Annotated in this window: 27 protein-coding genes; 14 read left to right on the top strand and 13 right to left on the bottom strand. The window is 63.3% G+C overall.

Going from position 1 to position 24,780, the window contains the following annotated elements:
- Positions 1-95 precede the first annotated feature (95 nt).
- Together IB263_RS01650 and IB263_RS01645 are read left to right on the top strand one after the other, a co-directional pair.
- A complete protein-coding gene (locus IB263_RS01650) occupies positions 96-863 on the top strand; it encodes an SDR family NAD(P)-dependent oxidoreductase (RefSeq protein ID WP_060519753.1) in 768 nt (255 codons plus the stop codon).
- Between the two features lie 11 nt (positions 864-874).
- Positions 875-2,110 carry a D-arabinono-1,4-lactone oxidase gene (locus tag IB263_RS01645; protein ID WP_113505716.1) on the top strand — a complete coding sequence of 412 codons (1,236 nt, stop codon included), beginning with the start codon at positions 875-877 and terminating at the stop codon, positions 2,108-2,110.
- Positions 2,111-2,204: 94 nt separating this feature from the next.
- On the opposite strand, the gene grpE is transcribed toward IB263_RS01645, so the two are convergent.
- Positions 2,205-2,813, bottom strand: coding sequence for a nucleotide exchange factor GrpE (grpE, locus tag IB263_RS01640; protein WP_113505728.1), 609 nt, complete (start codon positions 2,811-2,813; stop codon positions 2,205-2,207).
- Positions 2,814-3,075: 262 nt separating this feature from the next.
- Positions 3,076-4,155 (bottom strand): heat-inducible transcriptional repressor HrcA, encoded by a 1,080-nt coding sequence (gene hrcA / locus IB263_RS01635; RefSeq protein ID WP_034797467.1) that lies wholly within the window; start codon positions 4,153-4,155, stop codon positions 3,076-3,078.
- 262 nt (positions 4,156-4,417) lie between these two features.
- On the opposite strand from hrcA, the gene rph reads away from it, so the two are divergent.
- The 4 genes from rph to hemW all read left to right on the top strand — a co-directional run bounded on the left by rph (position 4,418) and on the right by hemW (position 7,473).
- Positions 4,418-5,137, top strand: coding sequence for a ribonuclease PH (gene rph, locus IB263_RS01630; RefSeq protein WP_034797469.1), 720 nt, complete (start codon positions 4,418-4,420; stop codon positions 5,135-5,137).
- 15 nt (positions 5,138-5,152) lie between these two features.
- Positions 5,153-5,548 (top strand): VOC family protein, encoded by a 396-nt coding sequence (locus IB263_RS01625; RefSeq protein WP_113505715.1) that lies wholly within the window; start codon positions 5,153-5,155, stop codon positions 5,546-5,548.
- Between the two features lie 17 nt (positions 5,549-5,565).
- A complete protein-coding gene (gene rdgB, locus IB263_RS01620) occupies positions 5,566-6,210 on the top strand; it encodes an RdgB/HAM1 family non-canonical purine NTP pyrophosphatase (protein WP_034797474.1) in 645 nt (214 codons plus the stop codon).
- A gap of 78 nt (positions 6,211-6,288) precedes the next feature.
- A complete protein-coding gene (hemW, locus tag IB263_RS01615) occupies positions 6,289-7,473 on the top strand; it encodes a radical SAM family heme chaperone HemW (RefSeq protein WP_060580654.1) in 1,185 nt (394 codons plus the stop codon).
- 28 nt (positions 7,474-7,501) lie between these two features.
- Here the strand turns inward: hemW and IB263_RS01610 are convergent, their stop codons facing one another.
- The 6 genes from IB263_RS01610 to IB263_RS01585 form a co-directional block, all read right to left on the bottom strand.
- Positions 7,502-8,116, bottom strand: coding sequence for a glutathione S-transferase family protein (locus IB263_RS01610; RefSeq protein WP_060580653.1), 615 nt, complete (start codon positions 8,114-8,116; stop codon positions 7,502-7,504).
- A 107-nt stretch (positions 8,117-8,223) separates the two neighbouring features.
- Entirely contained in the window at positions 8,224-8,595 is a 372-nt protein-coding gene (locus IB263_RS01605; protein WP_192437429.1) for a DUF1801 domain-containing protein, read from the bottom strand.
- Positions 8,596-8,622: 27 nt separating this feature from the next.
- Positions 8,623-9,018, bottom strand: coding sequence for a DoxX family protein (locus tag IB263_RS01600; protein ID WP_192356877.1), 396 nt, complete (start codon positions 9,016-9,018; stop codon positions 8,623-8,625).
- 87 nt (positions 9,019-9,105) lie between these two features.
- Positions 9,106-10,377 (bottom strand): RNA polymerase sigma factor, encoded by a 1,272-nt coding sequence (locus IB263_RS01595; RefSeq protein WP_034797482.1) that lies wholly within the window; start codon positions 10,375-10,377, stop codon positions 9,106-9,108.
- Positions 10,374-10,748, bottom strand: coding sequence for a YciI family protein (locus IB263_RS01590; RefSeq protein ID WP_034797485.1), 375 nt, complete (start codon positions 10,746-10,748; stop codon positions 10,374-10,376). Before IB263_RS01590 ends, IB263_RS01595 begins: the two co-directional genes overlap by 4 nt.
- Before the next feature lie 122 nt (positions 10,749-10,870).
- The gene (locus IB263_RS01585) at positions 10,871-11,830 is read right to left on the bottom strand and encodes a DMT family transporter (RefSeq protein ID WP_246810945.1); all 960 of its coding nucleotides are present in this window, start codon (positions 11,828-11,830) and stop codon (positions 10,871-10,873) included.
- A 134-nt stretch (positions 11,831-11,964) separates the two neighbouring features.
- On the opposite strand from IB263_RS01585, the gene gcvA reads away from it, so the two are divergent.
- A complete protein-coding gene (gene gcvA / locus IB263_RS01580; protein ID WP_127888784.1) occupies positions 11,965-12,909 on the top strand; it encodes a transcriptional regulator GcvA in 945 nt (314 codons plus the stop codon).
- A gap of 51 nt (positions 12,910-12,960) precedes the next feature.
- Here gcvA and dnaA read toward each other — a convergent pair whose 3' ends face one another.
- The 4 genes from dnaA to mutM all read right to left on the bottom strand — a co-directional run bounded on the left by dnaA (position 12,961) and on the right by mutM (position 17,718).
- Positions 12,961-14,406: a chromosomal replication initiator protein DnaA gene (gene dnaA / locus IB263_RS01575; RefSeq protein WP_060519887.1), complete on the bottom strand. Its 1,446-nt coding sequence runs from the start codon at positions 14,404-14,406 to the stop codon at positions 12,961-12,963.
- A gap of 1,143 nt (positions 14,407-15,549) precedes the next feature.
- Positions 15,550-15,816 (bottom strand): 30S ribosomal protein S20, encoded by a 267-nt coding sequence (rpsT, locus tag IB263_RS01570; RefSeq protein ID WP_034797494.1) that lies wholly within the window; start codon positions 15,814-15,816, stop codon positions 15,550-15,552.
- 191 nt (positions 15,817-16,007) lie between these two features.
- Positions 16,008-16,781, bottom strand: a complete 774-nt coding sequence (locus IB263_RS01565) for an enoyl-CoA hydratase (RefSeq protein WP_060580650.1) — start codon at positions 16,779-16,781, stop codon at positions 16,008-16,010.
- A 46-nt stretch (positions 16,782-16,827) separates the two neighbouring features.
- Positions 16,828-17,718, bottom strand: coding sequence for a bifunctional DNA-formamidopyrimidine glycosylase/DNA-(apurinic or apyrimidinic site) lyase (mutM, locus tag IB263_RS01560; RefSeq protein ID WP_192437427.1), 891 nt, complete (start codon positions 17,716-17,718; stop codon positions 16,828-16,830).
- Positions 17,719-17,890: 172 nt separating this feature from the next.
- Here mutM and ubiE point away from each other — a divergent pair, with 172 nt between their 5' ends.
- The 5 genes from ubiE to IB263_RS01535 all read left to right on the top strand — a co-directional run bounded on the left by ubiE (position 17,891) and on the right by IB263_RS01535 (position 22,368).
- Complete coding sequence (gene ubiE / locus IB263_RS01555; protein ID WP_034797505.1) at positions 17,891-18,667, top strand: bifunctional demethylmenaquinone methyltransferase/2-methoxy-6-polyprenyl-1,4-benzoquinol methylase UbiE; 777 nt, start codon at positions 17,891-17,893, stop codon at positions 18,665-18,667.
- Between the two features lie 5 nt (positions 18,668-18,672).
- A complete protein-coding gene (ubiB, locus tag IB263_RS01550; RefSeq protein WP_060608328.1) occupies positions 18,673-20,247 on the top strand; it encodes a 2-polyprenylphenol 6-hydroxylase in 1,575 nt (524 codons plus the stop codon).
- Positions 20,248-20,469: 222 nt separating this feature from the next.
- A complete protein-coding gene (locus tag IB263_RS01545; protein ID WP_060580648.1) occupies positions 20,470-21,000 on the top strand; it encodes a GNAT family N-acetyltransferase in 531 nt (176 codons plus the stop codon).
- A 169-nt stretch (positions 21,001-21,169) separates the two neighbouring features.
- Positions 21,170-21,430: a hypothetical protein gene (locus IB263_RS01540; protein ID WP_034797516.1), complete on the top strand. Its 261-nt coding sequence runs from the start codon at positions 21,170-21,172 to the stop codon at positions 21,428-21,430.
- A gap of 158 nt (positions 21,431-21,588) precedes the next feature.
- Positions 21,589-22,368, top strand: a complete 780-nt coding sequence (locus IB263_RS01535; protein ID WP_060580647.1) for an SDR family oxidoreductase — start codon at positions 21,589-21,591, stop codon at positions 22,366-22,368.
- Between the two features lie 52 nt (positions 22,369-22,420).
- On the opposite strand, the gene IB263_RS01530 is transcribed toward IB263_RS01535, so the two are convergent.
- Positions 22,421-23,293 carry a LysR family transcriptional regulator gene (locus IB263_RS01530; protein ID WP_192437425.1) on the bottom strand — a complete coding sequence of 291 codons (873 nt, stop codon included), beginning with the start codon at positions 23,291-23,293 and terminating at the stop codon, positions 22,421-22,423.
- Between the two features lie 357 nt (positions 23,294-23,650).
- On the opposite strand from IB263_RS01530, the gene IB263_RS01525 reads away from it, so the two are divergent.
- Positions 23,651-24,244, top strand: a complete 594-nt coding sequence (locus tag IB263_RS01525; protein ID WP_034797632.1) for an ankyrin repeat domain-containing protein — start codon at positions 23,651-23,653, stop codon at positions 24,242-24,244.
- Positions 24,245-24,255: 11 nt separating this feature from the next.
- A complete protein-coding gene (locus tag IB263_RS01520; RefSeq protein ID WP_112770632.1) occupies positions 24,256-24,726 on the top strand; it encodes a nucleoside deaminase in 471 nt (156 codons plus the stop codon).
- Positions 24,727-24,780 lie beyond the last annotated feature (54 nt).

The following is a 24,780-nucleotide window of genomic DNA, read 5'->3' as shown; positions in this document are numbered from 1 at the left end:
CTCGTCAACAATAATTCCAGGGGAGTGAGAAACCGGATCCGTCGCGGGTCGTCATCGGCGACCGCTGCGAAGGATGCGCCAAGGGGAGGATTGAGATGGCAGGCAGGCTTTCAGGCAAGGTGGCGCTGATCAGCGGTGGCGCGGGCGGCTGCGGTCTTGCCGCATCCGAACTTTTCGCGCGCGAAGGCGCCAAGGTCGGCATCGTCGATCTGCCGCGCAGCAAAGGCGAAGAGGTGGCCGCCTCGATCCGCGCCAACGGCGGCGAGGCGATTTTTGCCCCGGCCGACGTCTCGGTGTCGGCCGAGGTGACGTCCGCCGTCAAGGCGGTTGAAGCGGCCTTCGGCGCCATCACCGTGCTCTTCAACCACGCCGGCATCCTCGCCGTCGGTCCCTTCCTCGAAACGGAGGAGGACGAGTGGGACCGGCTGATGGCAGTCAATGTGCGCAGCATGTTCCTGATGACCAAGGCGGTACTGCCAGGCATGCTTGCGGCCGGCGGCGGCAGCATTGTCTGCACCTCGTCGATTTCGGCCGTGGCCGCAACGCCGATGGAGGTGCTCTATGACACCACCAAGGGCGCCTGCCACATGTTCGCGCGCGCCATCGCCGTGGAATTCCGCGACCGCGGAATCCGCTGCAACGCCGTCTGCCCGGGCTTCATCGCCACCGACCACGGCAAGCGCGAGCTCGTCGGGCTCAGCAAATACGGCGTCGACGTTTCGGAAGCGGCGATCGCCGCGCAGCAGGGCCGCATGTGCGATCCGAAGGAAGTGGCGAACGCGGCATTGTTTCTGGCGAGTGACGAGGCGAGCTTCATCAACGGCACGCATCTGTTCGTCGACAATTGCTTCACCGCGGTTTGAGGGAGGGGAAAATGCTTCAGGCAGGTGGCCACTGGCGCAACTGGGTCGGAAACCAATCATGCATCGTGCGCCATCGCGGCGCGCCGGAGAGTGAGGCGGCACTTGCCGAAATGGTGCGCGAGGCAACCGCGCAAGGGCTGAACGTTCGCTGCGCCGGTTCCGGACATTCCTTCACGCCAGTGGCGCTTACCAGCGGGCTACAGCTGACACTCTCGAGCATGCAGGGCGTCGTCAACATCGACAGCACCCGCAAGCGCGTGGCGGTCAAGGCCGGCACCACCATCAACCAGCTCGGCAAGGTGCTGAAGGAGAACGGCCTGTCGCTGATCAACCAGGGCGATATCGACAGCCAGGCGCTAGCCGGCGCGCTGACGACCGGCACACATGGCACCGGCGCCAGGCTCGGCAACATGGCCTCGCAGATCGTCGGCATGCGGCTGGTGCAGCCCGACGGCAGCATCCTCGTGGTCGACGAGACCACGCCGGATCTGCTGGAGGCGGCACGCGTCTCGGTCGGCATGCTCGGCGTGATCTCGGAGATCACATTACAGGCGATGGAAAGCTACAATCTGCATGAAAATCTCTGGCGCTGCACCTTCGACGAAATGATCGAACAGCACGACGAGCTTGCCGCCAAGCACCGCCATTTCGGTTTCTTCTGGTGCCCGGTTCCGGAGAGCCGCCACTGCTACTGCCTGCCGGACACGGCCTCGGTGTCGACCACGGACAAGACCTCCGACGTCTGCGAGATGAAGGTGATCGACATCACCGAGGAAGCGCCGATGGAGCGCGGGTTCGAGAAGATCGCCTATTCCTCGGAGATCTACCCGATCGAATACGTGCCGAACTTCCACGAGCTCGAATATGCGGTGCCTGTCGCCCACGGCAAGGAAGCGGTAAAGGCGGTGCGCAAGCTGATGCTGGAAAAGCACCCGACCTGCATCTACCCGATCGAGTATCGCTTCACCGCCGGCGACACCGGCTGGATCAGCCCCTTCTTCGAGCAGGATTCGATCACGCTTTCGATCTCGGGCGAACCGGGCACCGACTATTGGGAATATCTGAAGGACGTGGACACGATCCTCAGGCAGTACGGTTCGCGGCCGCACTGGGGCAAGCTGCATTTCCTCGGCGCCGAGGATGTGACGGCGCTCTACCCCCGAGCGGGCGATTTCCGGGCACTGAGGGCCAAGGTCGATCCCGAGGGACGTTTCCTCAACGATCACCTGCAGCAACTGTTCGGATAGCGCCGCCGAACGAACGCACACCGCTACGCTTAGCCCAAACAAGAACGCCGCGCGAAGTTCGCGCGGCGTTCTTGTTGAATTCTGATCAGCAGGATCAGGCGGTCGGCGCGTCGCCGTTTTCGCCAGCGACGACCTTGGGGCCGCCCTTGGAAACGCCGACCATGGCCGGGCGCAGGACGCGGTCGCCGATGGTGTAGCCGGCCTGGACGACCTGCAGCACCGTGTTGTTCGGCACATCCGCATTCGGGATTTCGAACATCGCCTGGTGGAAGTTCGGGTCGAACTTCTGGCCTTCCGGCTCCAGCTTCTTGACGCCGTGGCGCTCAAGCGCCGAGAGCATCGAGCGCTCGGTCATCTCCACGCCTTCGATCAGCGTGTTGAGACCGGCCTCACCGGCTTCCTTGGCTTCCGCCGGAATGGCATCGAGTGCGCGGCGCAGGTTGTCAGATACCGCCAGCATGTCGCGGGCAAAGCCAGCGACGGAGTAGGACTTGGCATCCTTGACGTCGCGTTCGGTGCGACGGCGCAGGTTGTCCATTTCGGCGGCAAGCCGAAGGTACTTGTCGCGCAGCTCGGCGCTTTCGGCCCGGGCGAGTTCCAACGGATCGGGCTCGGCAACGGCTGCTGCCTCGGTAGCGTCCGGTGCGGCGTCGAATACCTCGTCGGTGGCCTCGGGTCCGTGCTTGTTCGTATCGTCGGTCATGACGTTCTCCGCAGTGTCGTCTCTATTGTCCTTCGCATTTCCACGCCGCAAGCGCGAGCCTGCGTTTCAGCAAAAATGCTTAGGGACTGGATTTGAAGCCGATATCGAGGTTTGGGGCCGAAAAATCAAGGGTTCAATCGCGCTCCTACAGCGCCGCACGTCTTATCAGACGCGCAAAGGTCGCTGTAGCACTTTGATTTGCTGCATGTCTTTGTCCTTCATCGAGATCGATCAATGAGACATGCAACGACTAAAAGCGCCCTTAGCGCGAAAGCCGCGACATCAGCTGCGCGGTATAATCGACCATCGGAACGATGCGCGAGTAGTTGAGCCGCGTCGGCCCGATGACGCCGACGGCGCCGACGATGCGGTCCTCGCCATCGCGATAGGGCGCGACGATCAACGACGAGCCGGAAAGCGAAAACAGCTTGTTTTCCGAGCCTATGAATATCCGCACCCCAGGGCCGCTTTCGGCGAGATCGAGCAGCTCGATCATGCTGTCCTTCTTTTCGAGATCGTCGAACAGCATTCTGAGCCGGTCGATGTCCTCGGCACCCTCGAGGCCTTCGAGCAGGTTGGCGCGGCCGCGCACGATCAGGCGCGCCGGCTTCTCGTCGCCCTCGTTGCCCGACCAGATGGCGAGACCGCGCTCGACAAGATCCTGCGACAGCGCGTCGAGCTCGCCGCGCACCGTCAATTTCACCTTTTCGAGCTGCGCCCGCACCTCGGCGATCGTCTGTCCGGCGAGATGGGCGTTGAGGAAGTTCGCCGCTTCCGTGAGCTGCGAACTGGTGACGCCGGCCGGCAGCTCGATGATGCGGTTTTCCACCTGGTCATGTTCGCCGACGAGCACGGCCAACGCCTTGGTCGGCGCCAGGCGGATGAACTCGACATGCTTCAGCACCGGATCGGCCTTGGCGGTGATGACGAGACCCGCGCCGCGCGACATGCCCGACAGCATCTGGCTCGCTTCGGTCAAAAGCGTATCGACCGGCTGGGTATGGTCGTCGCGCCGGACATGGCGGTCGATCGAGGCGCGATCTTCGGGCGATAGATTTCCGACTTGCATGAAGGCGTCGACGAAGAAGCGCAGGCCCGTCTGGGTCGGCAGGCGACCGGCGCTGACATGCGGCGAATAGATGAGGCCGAGATCTTCGAGATCGCTCATCACGTTGCGCACGGAGGCAGGCGACAGCGCCATTGGCAAAAGCCGCGACAGGTTGCGCGAGCCAAGCGGCTCGCCGCTCGTCAGATAGGTCTCCACGATGCGACGGAAGATTTCGCCCGAGCGCTCGTCGAGCGCCGCGGCGATTTCCTTTGCTCCGGGATTGCGCAGTACCATGTCACTCCACATATGCAGGCACATCCTGCCGTGGCCGGAATATAGTGTCCCTGCGGTCCGTTGGCAAAAGGGAAAAAACGGTCGAATGTCCGGCTTTCCACCGGATCCCTTTACCTCTGCCATGCTCTGCAGCGCCGCGCATCCTTGGACGCGCCAAAGGTCGCTGCAGCACCTTAAACTGCTGCATAATTTTGTCCCTAAATCGATTTCGATTTAGGGAATTATGCAGTAGAAGGCTCACGAGATACGATAGGAGTTGACGATGCGGCCATCCGGCAGAAAAACCGATCAAATGCGCAAGGTTTCTTTCGAGCGCAATTTTTCCAAGCATGCGGAAGGCTCCTGTCTGGTGCGGTTCGGCGACACGCATGTGCTGTGCACGGCAAGCCTTGAGGAAAAGGTTCCGGCCTGGCTGCGCAATGGCGGCAAGGGCTGGGTGACGGCGGAATACGGCATGCTGCCGCGCGCCACCGGCGAGCGCATGCGGCGCGAGGCAGCCAGCGGCAAGCAGAGCGGTCGCACCCAGGAAATCCAGCGGCTGATCGGCCGGTCGCTGCGCGCCGTGGTCGATCTGCCGGCTCTCGGCGAACGCCAGATCTCGATCGACTGCGACGTCATCCAGGCCGATGGCGGTACGCGCACTGCTTCGATCACCGGCGCCTGGATCGCGCTCCACGACTGCCTGAAGTGGATGGAAGCCCGCAACATGGTCAAGGTCGAGAAGGTCCTGAAGGATCACGTCGCCGCCATTTCCTGCGGCATCTTCGCCAACCAGTCGGTAATCGATCTCGATTACCTCGAAGATTCCGCTGCCGAGACCGACGCCAACTTCGTTATGACCGGCTCCGGCGGCATTGTCGAGATCCAGGGCACGGCCGAAGGCAAGCCGTTCTCGGAAGAGGAATTCGCGAGCCTGATGGGCCTTGCCAAGACCGGCATTGCCGAACTGGTCGCGCTGCAGAAGCAGGCGATCGCCGGCTGAGGAAGGAACGTCAAGATGGCCCCGGCGCTGGAAGGCATTCTCGAGACCGCCCTTTACGTGGGTGATCTCGATGCCGCCGAGGCCTTCTACGGTGGCATTCTCGGGCTCGCAAAGATCACGCGTGCCGGCAACCGCCACGTCTTCTATCGCTGCGGACCGGGCGTGCTTCTGATTTTCAATCCGGCCGAAACGCTGAAGCCGCCGATCCCGCACGGCACGAGCGGCCAGGGCCACATGTGCTTCCGGGTTTCCGCCGCAGCGCTGGACGCCTGGAAGGCGAAACTGGAAGCGGCGGGCATCGCGATCGAAGCGGACACCCGCTGGCCGAATGGGGCGCGGTCCTTCTATTTCCGCGACCCGGCCGGCAACAGCCTTGAATGTGCGGAACCGGGCCTCTGGTCCATCGACTGAACACGAAACGAGACACCATGCGCAAACTGGACAACAAGACGCTGATCGTCGCCAGCCACAACGCCGGCAAGATCCGCGAAATCCGCGATCTCATCGGCCCGCTCGGCTTCGAGGCGAAGTCGGCGGCCGACCTCAACTTCATCGAGCCCGACGAGACCGGCACCACTTTCGAGGAGAACGCCGCGATCAAGGCGCTCGCCTCGGCCAAGGCCTCCGGCCTGCCGGCACTTTCGGACGATTCTGGTCTCGCGATCGACGCGCTCGATGGAGCGCCCGGCGTCTATACGGCCAACTGGGCCGAGCGCGAAGATGGCAGCCGCGACTTCGCCATGGCCATGCAGAAGGTCGAAGATGCGCTGCAGGAGAAAGGCGCCAAAACGCCTTCCGAGCGCACCGCCCGTTTCGTCTCGGTTCTTTGCCTTGCCTGGCCGGACGGTCATGTCGAGCTCTTCCGCGGCGAGGTCGAAGGTTTCGTCGTCTGGCCGCCGCGCGGCGGCCAGGGCTTCGGCTACGATCCGGTGTTCCAGCCCAAGGGCTACGAGACCACCTTCGGCGAGATGAGCGCCGACGAGAAACACGGCTGGAAGCCGGGTGACGAAGAGGCTCTGTCGCACCGCGCCCGCGCCTTCAAGATCTTTGCCGAGACCTGCCTCGGAGCCTGATCTGAGCGGGATGAGGAAAAGTGCGTGCGGTTTTCCTCATCCCGCTCTCTACTGAAAGTGACCATGAGAGACGCAATAATGCAAACTGCCACGCTATCGGCGATCGGTGACGGCATGGACCCCGGTTTCGGGGTCTACGTGCATTGGCCGTTCTGCGCGGCCAAGTGCCCCTATTGCGACTTCAACAGCCATGTGCGCCACCAGCCGGTGGACCAGCCGCGTTTCGTTGCAGCTTTCCTTAAGGAAATGGAAGAGGTGCGCGAACTCTCCGGCCCGCGCACGGTCACCAGCGTGTTCATGGGCGGCGGCACGCCGTCCTTGATGGAGCCGTCGACGGTCGATGCCATCCTCCAGGGCATCGCTCGCCATTGGCATGTGCCCGACGGCATCGAAATCACCATGGAGGCGAACCCGTCGAGCGTCGAAGCGACGCGTTTCCACGGCTACCGCGCTGCCGGTGTCAATCGCGTCTCGCTCGGCGTCCAGGCGCTGAACGACCGCGATCTGAAGTTCCTCGGACGGCTGCACAATGTCGAGGACGCGCTGAAGGCGATCCGGCTGGCGCGCGAGATCTTCCCGCGCATGTCCTTCGACCTGATCTATGCCCGTCCGAACCAGACGGTCGAAGAATGGGAGCGTGAGCTGAAGGAAGCCGTCTCCTATGCGGTCGACCATCTGTCGCTCTACCAGCTGACGATCGAGGAGGGCACGCCCTTTTACGGCCTGCACAAGGCCGGCAAGCTGATCGTGCCTGATGGCGAGCAGTCGGCAGTGCTTTACGAGGCGACGCAGGACATTACCGCCGCCATCGGCATGCCGGCCTACGAAGTTTCAAACCACGCCCGCCCGGGTGCCGAGAGCCGGCACAACCTCACCTATTGGCGCTACGGCGACTATGCCGGCATCGGCCCGGGCGCCCACGGGCGCCTGGGCATCGGCAATGGCAAGATCGCGACCTCTACGGAGCGCAAGCCGGAGGAATGGCTGCGGCTCGTCGAGACCCATGGTCACGGCATGATCGAGCGGGAATCCCTCGATCTCGAAGCACAGTCCGACGAGTTGTTGCTGATGGGTCTGCGCCTCAAGGAAGGCGTCGACTTGGCGCGATGGCAGACGCTGTCCGGCCGCGACCCGGACCCGGAGCGCGAGCAGTTCCTGATCGATCACGGCTTCATCGAGCGGCTGGGCAATTCGCGTCTGCGCTGCACGCCGGCCGGCATGCTGATCCTCGACGCCGTGGTCGCTGATCTCGCCTGCCCCTGAGGGCAGGCGGTCTTCGCCGGCTACAGACTCAATCGAACGTTTCACCTGACAGCGGCGTGGCCTGCATCGACGGCCGGCCTTCGAATGCATCGAACCAGCGGGTCAGCCTCGGACGGTTGCGAAACGACGGCAGGTTGCGAAACGCCATCCAGGACAGTGCCGTCGCCAGCGCGATCTGCCCGATATCCACGTCTTCCTCGGGCGATAACGTCTGCTCCAGCCAATCGTAGGTCGCCTCGATCTTTTCTTCGTAGCCCTTGGCGAGTTCCGGATAGCGCAGATGTTCGGGGCGCCTCTCCCACTCCCAGCGCAAGCCGATCCCGGTCTGGGCAAGAACCTGCGCCACCGACTGCATGCGCAGCGCCCGCCATCGAGGTTCGCCGACCTCGGGGATCCGCTTGCGTCCCTCGTGCAGCGTATCGAGATAGGCGCAGATGACATCGCTGTCGAAGATCGGCTCTTCGCCCTCACGCAACAGCACCGGAACCTTGCCGAGCGGGTTTTCGGCATAGACCTCGTCGTTGCGCCGCGTTGGGCTCGTCTCGTGGTGGATGACTTTCAGCCGGTCGGCAAGGCCGATCTCGTGAGCAAAGACAAGCGCCTTGCGGGCGAAGGGAGAGTGGGTTTGATAGTAGAGGATCATGGCTGCCTCGCGGGATCTGGCGTGAATTCCTGTTCCCGTGAAGAGATATTGCATCGCAGCCGATAAAGGCGCTCTGTTTCTTCGGCCACGATGCAAGTTTGTTTCGTCTAGGCGGCTTTCATCGGATCGCCCTTCAGCCGGTTGAGCTCGATGCCCCTAGCCACCAGCCGGGCGACCTGAGCGTCGTCCACGTCATCGGTGGTGCGCAGGCGAATATAGGCCATGTCGCCCTTGCCGCCGCCCTTCTCCAGGCGTGCGTCGAAATCAAGCATCTCGGCGCCGCGCCAGAAACCGAAGGTCACGTAATCCTTTGCCCCCTTGAGCAGACAGACCGCGCCGCCGGCCTCATAGATGGGATGGCCCCATTTGACGACGTCATTGAGCGCGCCTGTGGCCAAGAGGGCACCATGCAGGCGCTTCGCCACGTCGGCCGGGACACCGGAGAGGCCGGCAATGTAGTCGTTGACTGTTTTGGTCATGGTCGTCTTTCGAGCGCTCCGTTTCTGTCAGTTGCTGAAGGGAATGAGGGCGCGCAGCCGCGGATCTCGAAGCCAGAGGCCGCCCCAGGCGATCACGCCGAGATAGAAGCCGAAAAGCAGATGGGTGAAGAGCGGGCTGCCGGCCCGCAGATGCGTCGCCATCGCCCCGCCGAGATAGCCGGTGAGCAGAATGGCGCCGAGGATCGAGGTGCGCGGGATCACATAGAGCACCGTGCACAACAATGTGAGAATGCCGAGCAGCCGCGCCAGACCCTGGTCGGCGGAATAGCCGAGCGCGACCATGGTTTCGGTGACGATAGCAAGCGGCACAAGCTTGATGACGGCATCGAAAATCAGGAAGGCAACTAGCACGCCGCTGAGGAAGCGGCCGAGGATGATCGACTTTGCCGTTGGGGCGGGCATAACGAGGCTGGTGGTCACTGATTTCTCTCCTTGGATTTCGTTCTCGGTCCAAGGACGAAAGCGCATGAGGGATCCCGACAGGCACCGTCAGATTTTTCTTTCGGAGATCTCGATACCAGGCGTTTCATCGAGCTTGTCGAGCTGCATGCGGATGTAAGCGCATTCGGCCGCGTTGGTCGCAAGCGCAATCGCATGGTCGAAGGCCACACGCGCCTCGCGGACCTTGCCGAGCTGCTTCAGGAGATGGCCGCTCAAGCCATGGAAATAGAAATAGCCGGAGAGCTTTTCCGCCAAGGGCGCGATCATCGCCAGCGCGACTTCCGGCCCCTGACGCTTCGAAACCGCCACTGCGCGATTGAGCGTGATCACCGGAGAGGGCTGCAGCCGCTCGAGCGCCTGGTAGAGCAGGTCGATCTGCGCCCAGTCGGTCTCATCCGCACGCTCGGCGCGGGCATGCAGCGCCGCGATCGCCGCCTGGATCTGGTAGGCGCCCGGTTGGCGGTACTGCATCGCCCTGTCGATCAGCGCCAAGGCCTCGTCGATCAGCGAGCGGTCCCACAGGCTGCGGTCCTGGTCATCAAGCAGGATGACGGCGCCATCGGCGTCGAAGCGGGCGCGCGCCCGCGAATGCTGGATCATCATGAGCGCCGTCAGCCCCTTGATCTCCGGCTCGGCCGGGAAAAGCTGAAGCAGCAGGCGTCCGAGCCGGATCGCCTCCTGGCACAGGTCGGCCGAGACGCTTTCCGGGCCGTTCATCGCCGAATAGCCCTCGTTGAAGACGAGGTAGATCATCGTGGCGACGGCGGCGAGCCGATCTGACCGGTCGGCCGCATCCGGGGTCTCGAAGGCAAGGCCGGCGGCCGCGACACGCGACTTGGCCCGCGTGATCCGCTGTTCCATCGCCGCCTCGCTGACGAGGAAGGCGCGGGCGATCTGCTTGACAGAAAGGCCCGAGACGATGCGCAGCGCCAGCGCGATCTGCTGCGTTGCCGGCAGCGCCGGATTGCTGCAGACGAACAGCAGGCGAAGAATGTCGTCGCGATAGTGGGAGCCGTCGAGCTGGTCGGCGAGCGCGCCCTCCTGATCCTCGAGGTCGGAAAGAATTTCCTCCGGCGGCAGCGCCGTCTCGCGGGACTGGCGGCGCACCTTGTCGATGCCGCTGTTGCGGCCGACGAAGATCAGCCAGGCGGCGGGGTCGCGCGGCGGGCCGCTCTTCGGCCAGGTCTTCAAAGCCCGGATACAGGCCTCCTGAAACGCTTCTTCGGCAGTGTCGAGGTTGCGGAAATAGCGCAACAGCGCGCCCACGGCCTGCGGCCGGGCCGAAACGAGAGCGAGGTCTATCCAGGCTGTGTCTGTCATGAAGCAAGCTCACTGGGTTTGTAGATGGCAAGAGGACGGATTTCATAGGAGCCGGCGGCCGGATTGGCAGAACTCAGATCACGGGCGAACTCGAGCGCATCATCGAGAGACGCACAGTCGATGACATAGAAACCGAGCAGTTGCTCTTTCGTTTCGGCAAACGGGCCATCGATTACGATCGTCTCGCTGTGACTGTGCCGGAGCGTCGTCGCCGCCGTCGTCGGCATCAAGCGCGCCACCGGCCCAAGCCGGCCTGCCTCCGCATATTTGCTCTGTACGGCCAACAGATCATGCATGACTTTTTCGTCCTGCTCCTTGGTCCAGGCGTTCGTGACATCTTCTTGATTGTAGCAAAACACGGCGTAAAGCATCGGAACTCCAGCTCCTGAAACAAAGACGGTGGCGGCAAGCAATAGCCGACAACCCGGATGAAAAAAACAGGGCCGGTGGTGCTTTCGCCCACCGGCCCGCAATGCGTGCAAATCAGAAATGCTCAAGCGTTGTCGCGGCACTCTAACTTGGTGTCGATGGCCGGTCGGGAAAAGAGGCGCAGAAGCCGCCCGTCGATCGCCGCCAGACCGGCCGCGATCAAGGTCATGCCCAGGAAGTGCTTGGGTTCCAGCGTTTCGCCGAGGAACAAAGCGCCAAGCAGGATGGCGCTGACCGGGATCAGGAAGGTCACCAGCATCAGGTTTGTGACACCGGCCGTTTCCAGGATGCGGAAGAACAGGACGTAAGCGAGCGCCGTGGAAATCAGCGCGATGCCGACGATCGCCGCCCAGACGTCGAAGCCGGGTATGGGAAGCGTCCAGGGATGATCGATCAGCAGCGACAGCGGGACCAGCATGATGCTTGCGGCCGAGACCTGACCGGTCGCAGTCACGATCGGCACCACGCCCATGCGCTTGAAGCGGCGGGCAAAGACACCGGCGAGCGCATAGGAGAGCGCTGCGCCGAGCACGGCGACCTGGGCAAGCAGGTTCGAACCGAGCCCACCGAGCGCTGCCGGGCCAATCATCATCGCAACCCCGAGGAAGCCGACGACGACGCCTGCAAACCGGTTGGCTGTCAGCTTCTCGTCATCGGTCCGGAGATGCGCGACGATCACGCCGAACAGCGGCGTGGTGGCGTTGAGGATCGAGGCAAGGCCGCTTGCGATATGCGTCTGCCCCCAGACGATCAGCGAGAAGGGGATGAGATTGTTGAGCAGCCCCATCCCGAAGAAAGCCAACCACACGCGCGGGTCGCGCGGCATCGACAGTCCCATCAGTCGAACGAAGGCGAGCAGCGCGAGCGCCGCGAGACTGACGCGGAGCGCCACGATCGTGACCGGAGGCAACGCCTTGACGGCGACGCCGATGAAGAAGAAGGAGCCGCCCCACAGAATGGAGAGCAGGATCAACATGCCCCATTCCCGGGCGCCCATGACCTTGGCCTGCGTTGCTTGTGTCATTGCCTTAACCCTCGTTTGTTTGTCAGGCTAAACCGTGATGGCATCGACCATCTTGACTTTGTGCCATTATTCTCAGGATATTGAGCTTCGAACAAACGATCATTTCTCGCCGCATGATTGAGTTTGGCTAAACCATGCAGACATACCTTCCTTCGCTTGCCTCGCTTCGCGCCTTCGAGGCCACCGCGCGACATCTAAGCGTTACCAAGGCCGCGCAAGAACTGAACGTGACGCCTGGCGCCGTCAGCCTGCAGGTGCGCGAACTGGAGCAGGCGTTAGCAGTGACGCTGTTTGAGCGCCGGCCGAGACAGTTGGCGCTGACGGAGGACGGCAGCACCTATTTCGCAACGCTCAGGCGCGCGTTCCGAATGATGCGCGAGGCGACCGAGGAACTGACGGCGCGCAAGCGTGCGCCGGTGCTGACGGTCAGCTGCACGCCCACCTTTGCCGCGCAATGGCTGGTGCCGCGCATCGGCGCCTTCGAGTTACAGGTACCCGGCATCGACGTGCGCATCAGCACCACCAATCGGCTGACCGACTTCAACAGCGATGGGGTCGACATCGCCATCCGTCATGGGCTTGGCCGCTATGACGGTCTTGTGAGCGAACGATTGATCGATGACGACCCGGTGCCGGTCCTTCACCCGGCACTACGCGCCAGGAACCCACTTGACATGCCGGGTGACCTTGCCGCGCATGTGCTCTTGCACGACGTCCATCGTCAGGATTGGAGGCTGTGGCTGGATGCGGCGCGCGCCGACGGGGTGGACGCCGGGCGAGGGCCGGTCTTCGTCAACAGCAACGGCGCGATCGAGGCGGCCAAGGCCGGCGACGGCGTTGCATTGGTGCGCCTGTCGCTGGTCACGCGCGAGCTTGCGGAGGGTGTGCTGGAAGCCCCCTTCCCTGAGGGCGTGATGACCGGGCTTGCCTACCATCTCGTCTACCCGCCGGCCGCACTCGACCGCCCGCCGGTCACGGCCTTTCGCGCCTGGATCATCGAACAGGCACGAGCCGAGCAGGGTGTGGGGAATGCGGCGACCAAGCGTCCGCCGCAGCCGGCACTGAAAGCGGTCCGGTAAAACAAAAGAGCCCGGGCGAACCCGGGCTTTTTTTGCGGCAATGCGCCTCGACTATTCGTTGATCAGGCGCTTCAGCAGCTCGATCTCATGGCTGAGCTTGGTGTCGCCCGAAATCAGCTCCTCGATCTTGCGCACGGCGTGCAGCACGGTCGTGTGGTCGCGTCCGCCGAAGCGACGGCCGATCTCCGGGAAGGAGCGCGGCGTCAGCGTCTTCGACAGATACATCGCGATCTGGCGCGGCTTGACGATGACACGGGTGCGGCGGTTGGAGACGAGCTCCTGGCGCGAGACGTTGTAGTGCTTGGCGACGACGCGCTGGATGTCCTCGATGCGCACGCGGCGGGGTTCGCCGGCGTTGACGAGGTGGCCGAGCAATTCATCGACGCGCTCGAGCGAGAGCTGCGGCTCGAAGGAGCGGCGGAACAGGAGCTGGTTGAAGGCACCTTCCAGTTCGCGGCCGCTGGCGGTCACGTTGCGTGCCACGTGGCTCAGGATTTCGCCAGGAATGTCGAGCGAACCGTCGTCCTGACGGGCCGTGTCCAGGCGGCGCTTCAGCATTTCCAGGCGCATGTCGTAGTCCGGGCCGTCCATCTCGATGGCGACGCCGCCCTGGAGACGCGAACGAACGCGGCTGTCGAGCGATTCCAGTTCCCACGGTGCGCGGTCGGCTGCGACGACGACCTGCTTGGCGGAATCGAGCAGCATGTTCAGCAGGTGGCAGAACTCATGCTGGATCGACTTGCCCTGAAGGAACTGCATGTCGTCGATGATCAGGAGATCGATGTTGCGCAGCGACTCCTTCAAGGACAGTGCGTCGTTGTCGCGGATCGCGGTGGCGAAACGCCACATGAAGTATTCGGCCGTCAGGTAGACGACGCGCGGCGCACGCGCGCTCTGCAGCGCCTGGATGGCAATCGCCTGCAGAAGGTGCGTCTTGCCGAGACCGACGCTTGAATGGATGAAGAGCGGGTTGAACCGCACCGCACCGGCGCCGGCTTCCGCAATCGTCCGGGCGGCGGCAAGCGCCACACGGTTCGAGGAACCCTCGACGAAGTTTTCGAAATTGTAGCGCTGGTCGAGCGGCGAGCCGAAGAGCGGCGCCTGGGTCGGCCTCTGCATGCTTGCGACAGTCGCCGCGGCAACGGTTGCCACCGGCTGGGCTGCGGCCGGACGGCGCGCGGGCTGAGCCGGAGCTGCTTCTGCCGCCTGCGGCAGCGCTTCTTCCTGGGTGGTCGGACGGGCGCCACGGGTTGCCGTGCGCACCAGGATCTCGATCTTCATGATCTCGCCGTCTTCCTGCTGGAAGATCGAGGTGATGAGGTCAAGATAACGGTTGTTGATCCAGGACTTCAGGAACGTGGTCGGCACCGAAAGGCGCACAACGCTCTTGGATACGGAATGGAGCTTCAGACGCCCAAACCAGCTTGCAAAGACATCCGGACCGACTTGAGCTTTGAGACGCGCACTTACCCGCTCGAACAGTGCGTCGTGCCTCATGTCGGTTTTTTCCCCCGCCGCCTGAGATAGATTGCTTCCGGCTTGAAATGCGTCTCCTTCTTTCTGAAGTGCGCCCGCCGTCACCAAATTCATCTGCATTTTGCCGCCTTCCAATTCATGTTCAGATGCCGTCATCGCTGCCGGCCTCATCTCTTATGTCCGTCGCCCGCGGCGCCCGTATGGGCCATGCCGCTTTCGCCGAACGTCACAGTCGCAGACGACGCCGGGCTCCTCATCTCCCGCCTCGCTGCGCGCTACGCGCACCCACCTGCCCTGCTGGGCCGGAGGATGTCCCCTCGCGCCTCTCGTCAACAATCCCTTCGACGCGCTCCCGCGCCGTACCGGATCCTCCTCCTCGTCAACAGCTCGTCGCACCCTCGTACGAAGCGATGAGCCGCGCGTTGGACCTTGGCCTCGCGTCGGGCGCCGCTTGCACCCTCCATCGAGGCCTCCTGCATCTTTCCTTTGTCGTAGCCGATCAAAGGGCAAGACAGGCAGCCGTCAAAGCGCCGCAGCGACCTCTAGGCGTCCGACCGGACGCAGGTGCTGCAGATGGCCGCCTCACAATCACAGGACGAAAGTTTCCCGTCCGGAGTGGTATGAACCATCCGGTTTTTTCACCTTCGACTTGTCTGATTGAACGACGCGGAGCCGCCCTGATACAAAGGACAGAAACATCGAAACCATTTCTTCGAAATGGCCTCTTTTGCTTCTTTTTACAGATGTGGTCCGTGTCCCCTGTGGAGGGCATTTAGGCAGGATCGATGGGCAAGATCAATCGCGATTTTTACGCAACCTTAAGCGCTGGCCGTTGACTCTCCGGCCGCCATTTGCTTGCCGCATTCCGAGTCCGAGAAGAATCCCTGTTGAATCAAGGGTTTTGATTTTTCGCTCTTTGCTTAGCTGGCGAAAAAGAAAAAAAATAAAAATTCGCTTGACTCAGAATGGGCCGAACGGACCCCCAGTCAGAGACATCCTTTTGATAAGGACCTCTCACAAGCCATTGAAATAATTATATAAATCTTGTCATCGCACTGACATAAGCCCAAGCCGCCAGATTAACCATCGCGATGACAGAAGTATGAATCCGAAAAGCCCGGCGCAAGGGCCGGGCTCTCGATTAACAGATTTTTCTTAGCCGGATTAGGCCGAAAGCGACTTTACGCGCTGTGCAAGACGCGAAACCTTGCGCGATGCAGTGTTGGCGTGCAGGACGCCCTTGGTGGCTGCGCGCATCAGCTCGGGCTGAGCTGCCTTGAGCGCTGCGGCTGCAACTGCCTGGTCGCCGGTTGCAATCGCTTCTTCAACCTTGCGGATGAAGTTGCGAACGCGCGAACGACGGGCCTTGTTCACTGCGGTGCGGCGTGCGATCTTGCGGGTCGCCTTTTTCGCCGAAGTTGTATTGGCCATTTGTGCCTCTCTTCGAAAACTGACATGAACTCCGCCCCTCGCCGTGCCGGGTCACTGCGACCTGTCATCAAAGCAATTCGGGAGTATTTCCGGAAAGCCCAGAATGGCGTTCCAAACTGAGGGCGGCGTATAGCGGGAAACCGCCGCCCCGTCAACGCGCAATTTCCAGAATCTGCGCGCCGTGCTCTGGGCTAGCGATGTTTGAACTCCGGTTTGCGCTTGGCAACGAAGGCGGCCATGCCTTCCTTCTGGTCTTCGGTCGCAAACAGCGAGTGGAAGAGCCGACGCTCGAAACGCAGGCCTTCGGCAAGCGTCAGCTCCAGCGAGCGGCTTACGGCCTCCTTGGCCATCATCACCGCGGGCAGCGAGAAGGAGGCGATCTTCTCGGCAGCAGTGAGCACTTCCTCCATCAATTTCTCCGGCGCCACCACACGCGAAACGAGTCCCGCGCGTTCGGCCTCGGCCGCATCCATCATCCGGCCGGTCAGCACCAGGTCCATGGCCTTCGCCTTGCCGACGGCGCGCGTCAGGCGCTGGGAGCCGCCCATGCCGGGAATGACGCCGAGGGTGATTTCCGGCTGGCCGAACTTCGCGGTCTCGGACGCAATGATGAAGTCGCACATCATCGCCAGCTCGCAGCCGCCGCCAAGCGCGTAGCCGGAAACGGCAGCGATCAAAGGCTTGCGAGCTGCCGCCACCTGGTCCCAGCCGCCGATGAAGTCGCCGAGATAGCTGTCGACGAAATCGAGCGCCTGCATCTCCTTGATGTCGGCACCGGCGGCAAAGGCCTTCTCCGAGCCGGCGAGGACCACGGCGCCGATCTCCTTGTCGGCGTCGAAGGCCTTCAGCGCCGCAGCAAGCTCGCGCATCACGGTCGAGTTCAGCGCATTCAGCGCCTGCGGACGATTGAGCGTCACCAGGCCGACGCGGCCGCGTGTTTCGACCAGCAGCGTTTCGTAGGTCATTTCTGTTTCCTCCGGATCATGCACCAGACCGCTCACGGACTGGCGTTCATTTCTGGCAGTGCGGGCAATAGAAGGTTGAGCGTCCCGCCTGCACGATGCGGGCGACCGTACCGTCGCAGCCGGGCGTGCGGCAAGCCTGTCCTTCGCGGTCATAGACGGAGAAGGAGTGCTGGAAGTAGCCGAGCGAGCCGTCGGCCTGGATATGGTCCTTCAGCGACGATCCTCCGGCGGCTATGGCTTCGGCGATGACCTCGCGGATCGCATCCGTCAGGCGCACGAGCCCCTCCTTCGGCTTGCCGCGCTTGTCGACGAGCGCGCCTGCCGGTTTCAGCGGCGACAGGTGCGAGCGCCAGAGCGCCTCGCAGACATAGATATTGCCGAGACCGGCGATGTTCTTCTGGTCAAGCAACGCCGCCTTCAGCGGTTGCGCCTTGCCGGAAAAGCGTGCGGCGAGATAGGCGGCATCGAGCACGTTTCCGGTCGGCTCCTCGCCGAGCGCGCGGAAATAGGCGTGGCTCGCCACCGTGTCGCGGCGAGCAAGGTCCATGAAGCCGAAGCGGCGCGGGTCGTTGTAGATCACCCGCACCGGGCCTTGCGCACCGTCGAGATGGAAGATGACGTGATCGTGCTTTTCATCCTTGCCGCGCGGATGGTGGAATTCGCCGGGCGTTGTTGCCGCCGGCCCCACCTCGATGCGGAAGGAACCGGACATGCCCAGATGGGCGATGATCACGTCACCGGCTTCCAGATCGATCATCAGATACTTGGCGCGGCGCGACAGCGAGACGATGCGCTGGCCGGCAACGGTCGAGGAGAAATTCTCCGGGAAGGGAAACCTCAGATCCGGCCGGCGCAATTCCGCATTCACGAGCAGCGCCCCTTCCATGGTCGGCGCCAGGCCGCGCTTGACGGTTTCGACCTCGGGCAACTCCGGCATGAATGCACTCCTTCGATCTCAGCCACCGGATGCGGTGGTTGGCATTTCCTTGGCGGCCTTCTTATCCTATAGGGGTGCGCTATGCCGCAGCCGCAGTCCCGCCCACGAGATAGCGTGTGACGGGCCTTTTCGCTATGGTGCCGGAAAAAATGGTTCAGGTGGAGTTCTTCGTATGACGGATCAGCGCGTATCGGCCGATGGCGGCATGGAAACATCTTTCGGTTTCCGCAACGTCGGCACGGGCGAGAAGCAGCCGCTCGTCAACGACGTCTTCCACAAGGTGGCCAAGCGTTACGACATCATGAACGACGTGATGTCGGCCGGCCTGCACCGCGCCTGGAAGGATGCGATGATTGCGGCCCTCAACCCGCCACGCCGCGAGGGCTACAGGACGCTCGACGTTGCCGGCGGCACCGGCGATATCGCCTTCCGCATCATCGAAGCCTCCGACCGCAAGGCGCATTCGACGGTGCTCGACATCAACGGCTCGATGCTGGCCGTCGGCGCCGAGCGGGCCGAGAAGAAGAAGCTCTCCGCCAATCTCGATTTCGTCGAGGCCAATGCCGAGGACCTGCCTTTCGAGGCCAATACCTTCGACGCCTATACGATTGCCTTCGGCATCCGCAACGTGCCGCGCATCGACGTGGCGCTGAAGGAGGCATACCGGGTGCTGAAGCGCGGCGGCCGGTTGCTGGTGCTGGAGTTCTCCGAAGTGGAGATGCCGCTGCTCGACCGCTTCTATGATGCTTGGTCGTTCAACGCGATCCCGAAGTTCGGCAAGCTGATCACCGGCGATGAAGCGCCCTACCAGTATCTGGTGGAATCGATCCGCAAGTTTCCGAACCAGAAGGACTTCGCGACGATGATCAAGGAAGCGGGCTTCTCGCGCGTCTCCTTCACCAATTACACCGGCGGCATCGCAGCGCTGCATTCCGGCTGGAAAATCTGATCCCGATGAGCACGCCTGGAGCATATATCCGCCTCGCGCGGATCGGCTGGGTTCTCGTGCGCGAAGGCGTCGTCTCGGCCGTCCCGACGGAGCACCTGCCACCCTTTGCCCGTTTCGCCCAGAAGGCGGCCGGACTTTTGGCGCGGCGCAGAGTGCCGGGAGAGGAGCGTAGCGACCGGCTGTCGCGCGCCGTCGCCCGGCTCGGCCCCTCCTATGTGAAGATCGGCCAGTTCCTCGCAACCCGCCCCGACGTCGTTGGCGCGGAGTTTGCCGCAGACCTGTCGCTGTTGCAGGACCGCATGGCGACCTTCCCGCAGAACGAGGCGAAGGCCGCGATCGAGGGATCACTCGGCCGGACGGTCGACGATCTCTATGCCGAGTTTTCCGAGCCGATGGCCGCGGCCTCGATCGCTCAGGTGCACCCGGCGATCGTGATGCGCGACAGCGGCCCTGAGAAGGTCGCGGTCAAGGTCATCCGTCCCGGCGTGCGGCAGCGCTTCGCCTCCGACATCGAGGCGATGTATCTCGTCAGCCATATGCAGGAGCGTTTCCTGCCCTACACCCGCCGGCTGAAGCCGGTCGAGGTGACCAAGACGCTGGAACAGACGACGAAGATCGAGATGGATCTTCGTCTGGAGGCGGCCGCCCTTTCCGAGCTTGGCGAGAACACCAAGGACGATTCCGGCTTCCGCGTGCCGAAGGTCGACTGGGAGCGGACCGGACGCGACGTCGTCACCATGGAGTGGATCGACGGCGTCAAGATGTCGGACATCGAGGGCTTGAAGGCCGCAGGCCACGACCTCAACCTTCTAGCCGAAGTGCTGATCCAGTCCTTCCTGCGCCACACGCTGCGCGACGGCTTCTTTCATGCCGACATGCATCAGGGCAATCTCTTCGTCGACGATGCCGGCCATATCGTCGCCGTCGACATGGGCATCGTCGGCCGCCTCGGCAAGAAGGAACGCCGGTTCCTGGCCGAGATCCTCTTCGGCTTCATCACCCGCGACTACCAGCGCGTGGCCGACGTGCATTTCGAGGCGGGCTATGTCCCTTCGCACCACGATGCTGCGAGTTTCGCCCAGGCGATCCGCGCGATCGGTGAGCCGATCCACGGCCAGCCGGCCGAAACCATTTCGATGGCGAAGCTGCTGACGCTGCTCTTCGAGGTCACTGAGCTCTTCGACATGCAGACGCGCCCCGAGCTTGTCATGCTGCAGAAGACAATGGTGGTCGTCGAAGGGGTCGCACGCACGCTCAATCCGCGCTTCAACATGTGGAAGGCCTCCGAGCCGGTCGTCGGCAAGTGGATCCGCGACAATCTCGGACCAAAGCGCATCGTCACCGATTTGCGCGACGGCCTGCATGCCGCACTCAGGCTGGCTGAAGCCGCGCCTGAGATCGCCGCCCGCACGGAGAAGTTTTCGAGCGAGATCATGGCGATGAGCGAAAACGGTCTGCGCTTCGACGCCGAGACCGCGCATGCGATCGGCAAGGCGGAAGCGAAACACACGCGCTCCGGCCGCATCGCGCTGTGGCTCATCGCCGCCACGCTTGTCTATATCGCCTGGCAGGTGACCTGATCCCGCCCGCGCCCGAACCGGCGCGGCGGACTTGTCTTTCTACCCACGCTTGCTATCCTTCCCGAATGGACAATCGCTCTATTCTCACCATGGTGCTTTGCACGCATACCCCAGGGGTGTGCGGGAGACCTGTTGCGCTGACTTAAGCGAAATGTCCCCCACCAACCCTGCCGAGGCGAGCAGGGTTGGGACCTGTTTCCTCGGAACCAAAGAGAGGAAACAATGACTGACGCAACCGACCCTTCAGATATCAACATCCGCGCGGCCCGCGTCGTCGATTTCGAAGCGATCGCGGCGCTGATGAGCCAGCCGGGCATCCGCTCGGGCACGCTGCGCCAGCCGTTCGCCACCCCGGAACAGACACGCAAGTGGTTGGAGAGCCTCTCGGACGACAGCGTCGTCATCGTCGCCGAGCGCGCCGACCGGATCCTCGGCATGGCCGGACTGCATCGCAGCAAGGGGCGCCGGCATCATTCCGCGGCCCTTGGGATCAGCGTCGACGACGACCATCGCGGCGAGGGCATCGGTAAGGCGCTGCTGACCGCTCTGATCGACGCCGCCGATAACTGGCTCGGCATCAGCCGCATCGAGCTTACGGTCTTTATCGACAACGAGCCCGCGATCGCACTCTACCGCAAGGCCGGCTTCGAGATGGAGGGTACGCACCGGGCCTATGCGCTGAGGAACGGTGTGCTGGCCGACGTGTTCGCGATGGCCCGCATTCGTGAACCTGCGGCGCCGAAGGCCGCTTGAAGGCCGCAACGGCCGGCAACCGGCACGGACTGTGGCCGGCCGATCGCGGTTCAGCGCAACCGCCGGCAGCATCCTGTTCCATCCGGAACTGCGAATATCTCGGCTTCATGCGACTTTCGTCTCATGGATGACGAAGGCTCATCCCAACCCATCCGGAGGAGAGATCATCATGCGCAAGTTCATCGTCGCAGCCGCTGTCGCCATTACCGCTGCCATCTCCTTTGCAGCACCGTCGCAGGCCGGTGGTATTTCGATCGGCTTCGGCAACGGCTACTACGGTCATGGCTGGAGCGGCCGTGTCGGCTACGTCGGCAGCTATTATGGCGGACCCTACTACTACGAGGACGAACCCTATTGTTTCCTGAAGACGGTGAAGCGCTACGACAGCTACGGCAACCGCTACTACAAGAAAATCCGCATCTGCCGCTAAGCGACAGAATGAGGGAGGGCGCTTGAGAGCCCGGCCGCGGTGCGGCCGGGCTTTTGCATTCCGACATCCACTGACGTCAAAACGATTCCGCTGCGAGAAAATCTGGTGTAGCTCGGATGCCAAGCCATTCTGAATTCCGCAATCGAGGAGGGTCGGTCATGGATCTTGGTATCGCTGGAAAACGCGCGCTGGTGCTCGGCGGCAGCAAGGGGCTGGGGCGTGGCATTGCCGAGGCTCTCGCCGGCGAAGGCGTCATCGTGGCGCTGACCGGCCGCGACGCGACATCGGCGGCCAAGGTGGCAGGCGACATCAGCCCTTCGGCGCGCGGCTACGCCCTCGACCTCTCGAAGCCCGAAAGCCTCGATGGCCTGCTGGACCAGCTCGAAGCCGATTTCGGCGCGATCGACATTCTGGTGCTGAATGGCGGCGGGCCGCCGCCCTCACCTGCCTCGGTCATCGAACCGGACTTCTGGCGGGCGCAATTCGAGACCATGGTGCTGGCCGGCATGCGCATCGCCGGCCGGCTGCTGCCCGGCATGCGGGAACGCCAGTTCGGGCGCATCATCGCCGTCGCCTCCACCAGTATCCGCGAACCGATCGTCGGGCTCACCGCGTCGAATGCGCTCAGAAGTGCGGTTGCCGGCTGGCTGAAGACGCTCGCCGGCGAGGTCGCTGCCGACGGCGTGACCGTGAACCTGCTTCTGCCCGGAAGGCTTGCCACAGACCGCACGCTCAGCTTCGACCGGATGGACGCCGAAAGCGAAGGGCTCGATATCGAGACGGTCGCAGCCCGCAGCCAACGCGACATCCCGATCGGCCGCTACGGCACGCCGGCGGAATTCGGGGCGGCCGCAGCCTTCCTCGCGGGCCGTCAGGCAAGCTACATCACCGGCGTGGCGCTGCCCATCGATGGCGGTCTCAGCCGCTCGATGCTCTGATACCGTTCTGGACATTTCCGCCGACGGCTTGGGGTGAGCTACGAAGGCGAGGTCATACCTCGTCCCGACTGTCATCGCCGATGAGCGCCGAGAGGTCTTCGGCCAACCGCGTGACCAGCGCGCCGGCCTCGGGCCGGTAATAGAGGGCGATCTCCATCGTCTCGATCATCGGCAGTCCTTGCTGCGGCCCCACCGTCCGGTGCCGGTCGTGGACGACGCGGGCCGGGAGCAGGCTGATGCCCAGCCCATCGGCGACCGCCGACTGAATGCTGGCGAGGCTGGAACTGGTATAACTCACGCGCCAGCGTCGCCCTGAGGCATCCAGTGCCGCCACCATGTCGTCGCGATAGAGGCCGCGCGGCGGAAAGACGACGAGCGGCAGAGGATCGAGCGCCAGAACAGGATGGGCGGCGCTGTCGATCCAGCACAGGCTTTCCTGCCACCGTTTCACCGCATCGCCCGTGCCGCGGCGCTGCTTGACGACGACGATATCGAGCTCGCCGCGATCATAGAGCGACCGCAGCTCGCGGCTGAGCCCGCTCGTCACTTCGAGCCTGACATTCTCGTGGCGGCGGGCAAAGGCCGCGAGTGTGCTGGTCGTGCGGCCGGCGGCAAAGTCCTCGGGCAGGCCGAGGCGCAGCGTCGCGGCAACCGATGCGCCCGAGAGAAGCTGCCGCACTTCCGCGTCCAGCGCCAGCATGCGCCGCGCATAGCCGATCAACTGCTCGCCCGCTTCCGTCAGGCGGACCTGGCGATGGCTGCGTTCGAGCAGCCGATGGCCGGCCTGCTCTTCCAGCCGCAGGACTTTCTGGCTGACGGTCGACTGGGTGGAATTGAGCCGGCCGGCCGCAGCGGTGAAACCGCCGCAATCGGCCACCGCCGCGAAGGCTTTCAGCAGATCCAGATCGAAAGGTTGAGCATTCATATTTCCACTTGATAGCATTCATACATTTAATTTCCAAATGAATGCGGCACTGCCTATGGTCGCACACGGGAGGGCCACGCCGGGCGCGGGAGAGGTTCGGCGGCGACGCGTGTCTTGCGCCCTTGAAAAGGTCACGGATCGGCTCAAGTAAGCACGAGATTGCGATGAGCAAGAGCGGCACGGATGGAGCCCTTTCAAGGTTTCCTCGTCCGCCCTTAACCGGAACCATTGCGTCGACCGGCCCATTCGGCCGGCCCGCATGATCGGAAAGAACAAATGCGACCAAGACTTTTCGGCTCGCTGATCGGCGCATCCCTTGCCGCCTTCAGCCTTGCACCTCAAACCGTGGGGGCCTCGATGCTTGAAAACCAGCTGATCTCCGCCGCCGAGACCGGCGATCCAGACAAGGTCAAGGCGCTGCTCAAGGAAGGCGCGAGCATCGAAGCGCGCGACGCCAGCGGTGCGACGGCGCTGCTCGCCGCCACCCATGAAAATCGCGTCGATGCGGCGCGTGCCCTGATCGAGGCCGGCGCCGACGTCAACGCCAAGGACAAGATCCAGGACAGCCCCTATCTTTATGCCGGCGCGCGTGGGCATCTCGACATCCTGAAGTTGACGCTTGCCAATGGCGCCGACCTCAAGAGCACCAACCGCTATGGCGGAACGGCGCTGATCCCGGCCGCAGAGCGCGGCCATGTCGAGACCGTCAAGACCTTGATCGAAGCCGGCATCGACGTCGATCACGTCAACCGCCTCGGCTGGACCGCGCTGCTCGAAGCCATCATCCTCGGCAGTGGCGGTGAAAAGCACATCGAGATCGTACGCCTGCTGATCAAGGCCGGCGCCGACGTGAACCTTGCCGATGGCGAGGGTGTCAGCCCGCTGACCCATGCCCGCCAGCGCGGCTATGGCAAGATCGAGAGGCTGCTGGCCGACGCCGGCGCACGCTAGAAAGAACTCTCATGACCCAGGAACAGACCTATCTGGCCGAGGCAGTAACGCTTGCCCGCCGCAACATCGAGAAAGGCGGACGCCCCTTCGGCGCCGTCGTCGTCAAGGATGGCGAGATCGTCGGTCGCGGCGTCAACGAGATGCTGTCATCCGGCGACCCTACCTCGCATGCGGAACTGAACGCGTTGCGTTCCGCCGCCCAAAACCTTCGTTCCCCGCGGCTCGAAGGCGCCGCCGTCTATGCCAGCGGCCAGCCCTGCCCGATGTGCCTGGCGGCCATGCGCATGGCCGGGATCAGCGAGATCGCCTATGCGAACTCGAATGCCGACGCCGAACCCTTTGGCCTCTCGACCGCAGCGATCTATGCGGAACTGGCAAAACCGCTCGCCGAGCAGGCCATGCGCTTCCGCCATGTGCCGGTCGACGATGCCGAAACGACACCGCTTTACGCCGCCTGGCAAGAGCGCCTGGCCAAGACTTGAGCCGTCGGGCCAACGCCCGGCCATCACGTTGCGAATAGCCCCGAGGCGGCCGAC

The sequence above is a fragment of the Ensifer sp. ENS03 genome, from assembly GCF_014852035.1.
GTDB classification, from domain to species: Bacteria; Pseudomonadota; Alphaproteobacteria; order Rhizobiales; family Rhizobiaceae; genus Ensifer; species Ensifer adhaerens.
Note: the sequence above shows the minus strand (reverse complement) of the source record. Positions and strands in the feature narration are given on the sequence as shown.

Bases quoted from the DNA above. Each gene is read 5' to 3' on its own strand.
- IB263_RS01525 (WP_034797632.1), top strand. From the start codon at position 23,651: ATGCTTGAAAACCAGCTGATCTCCGCCGCCGAGACCGGCGATCCAGAC.
- IB263_RS01545 (WP_060580648.1), top strand. From the start codon at position 20,470: ATGACTGACGCAACCGACCCTTCAGATATCAACATCCGCGCGGCCCGC.
- dnaA (WP_060519887.1), bottom strand. From the start codon at position 14,406: ATGAGGCACGACGCACTGTTCGAGCGGGTAAGTGCGCGTCTCAAAGCT.
- hemW (WP_060580654.1), top strand. From the start codon at position 6,289: ATGCAAACTGCCACGCTATCGGCGATCGGTGACGGCATGGACCCCGGT.
- gcvA (WP_127888784.1), top strand. From the start codon at position 11,965: ATGCAGACATACCTTCCTTCGCTTGCCTCGCTTCGCGCCTTCGAGGCC.
- IB263_RS01540 (WP_034797516.1), top strand. From the start codon at position 21,170: ATGCGCAAGTTCATCGTCGCAGCCGCTGTCGCCATTACCGCTGCCATC.
- IB263_RS01645 (WP_113505716.1), top strand. From the start codon at position 875: ATGCTTCAGGCAGGTGGCCACTGGCGCAACTGGGTCGGAAACCAATCA.
- IB263_RS01610 (WP_060580653.1), bottom strand. From the start codon at position 8,116: ATGATCCTCTACTATCAAACCCACTCTCCCTTCGCCCGCAAGGCGCTT.
- IB263_RS01650 (WP_060519753.1), top strand. From the start codon at position 96: ATGGCAGGCAGGCTTTCAGGCAAGGTGGCGCTGATCAGCGGTGGCGCG.
- IB263_RS01565 (WP_060580650.1), bottom strand. From the start codon at position 16,781: ATGACCTACGAAACGCTGCTGGTCGAAACACGCGGCCGCGTCGGCCTG.
- IB263_RS01530 (WP_192437425.1), bottom strand. From the start codon at position 23,293: ATGAATGCTCAACCTTTCGATCTGGATCTGCTGAAAGCCTTCGCGGCG.
- IB263_RS01605 (WP_192437429.1), bottom strand. From the start codon at position 8,595: ATGACCAAAACAGTCAACGACTACATTGCCGGCCTCTCCGGTGTCCCG.
- IB263_RS01535 (WP_060580647.1), top strand. From the start codon at position 21,589: ATGGATCTTGGTATCGCTGGAAAACGCGCGCTGGTGCTCGGCGGCAGC.
- IB263_RS01595 (WP_034797482.1), bottom strand. From the start codon at position 10,377: ATGACAGACACAGCCTGGATAGACCTCGCTCTCGTTTCGGCCCGGCCG.
- ubiE (WP_034797505.1), top strand. From the start codon at position 17,891: ATGACGGATCAGCGCGTATCGGCCGATGGCGGCATGGAAACATCTTTC.
- IB263_RS01625 (WP_113505715.1), top strand. From the start codon at position 5,153: ATGGCCCCGGCGCTGGAAGGCATTCTCGAGACCGCCCTTTACGTGGGT.
- rdgB (WP_034797474.1), top strand. From the start codon at position 5,566: ATGCGCAAACTGGACAACAAGACGCTGATCGTCGCCAGCCACAACGCC.
- rph (WP_034797469.1), top strand. From the start codon at position 4,418: ATGCGGCCATCCGGCAGAAAAACCGATCAAATGCGCAAGGTTTCTTTC.
- rpsT (WP_034797494.1), bottom strand. From the start codon at position 15,816: ATGGCCAATACAACTTCGGCGAAAAAGGCGACCCGCAAGATCGCACGC.
- ubiB (WP_060608328.1), top strand. From the start codon at position 18,673: ATGAGCACGCCTGGAGCATATATCCGCCTCGCGCGGATCGGCTGGGTT.
- IB263_RS01600 (WP_192356877.1), bottom strand. From the start codon at position 9,018: ATGCCCGCCCCAACGGCAAAGTCGATCATCCTCGGCCGCTTCCTCAGC.
- grpE (WP_113505728.1), bottom strand. From the start codon at position 2,813: ATGACCGACGATACGAACAAGCACGGACCCGAGGCCACCGACGAGGTA.
- IB263_RS01585 (WP_246810945.1), bottom strand. From the start codon at position 11,830: ATGACACAAGCAACGCAGGCCAAGGTCATGGGCGCCCGGGAATGGGGC.
- mutM (WP_192437427.1), bottom strand. From the start codon at position 17,718: ATGCCGGAGTTGCCCGAGGTCGAAACCGTCAAGCGCGGCCTGGCGCCG.
- IB263_RS01520 (WP_112770632.1), top strand. From the start codon at position 24,256: ATGACCCAGGAACAGACCTATCTGGCCGAGGCAGTAACGCTTGCCCGC.
- hrcA (WP_034797467.1), bottom strand. From the start codon at position 4,155: ATGGTACTGCGCAATCCCGGAGCAAAGGAAATCGCCGCGGCGCTCGAC.
- IB263_RS01590 (WP_034797485.1), bottom strand. From the start codon at position 10,748: ATGCTTTACGCCGTGTTTTGCTACAATCAAGAAGATGTCACGAACGCC.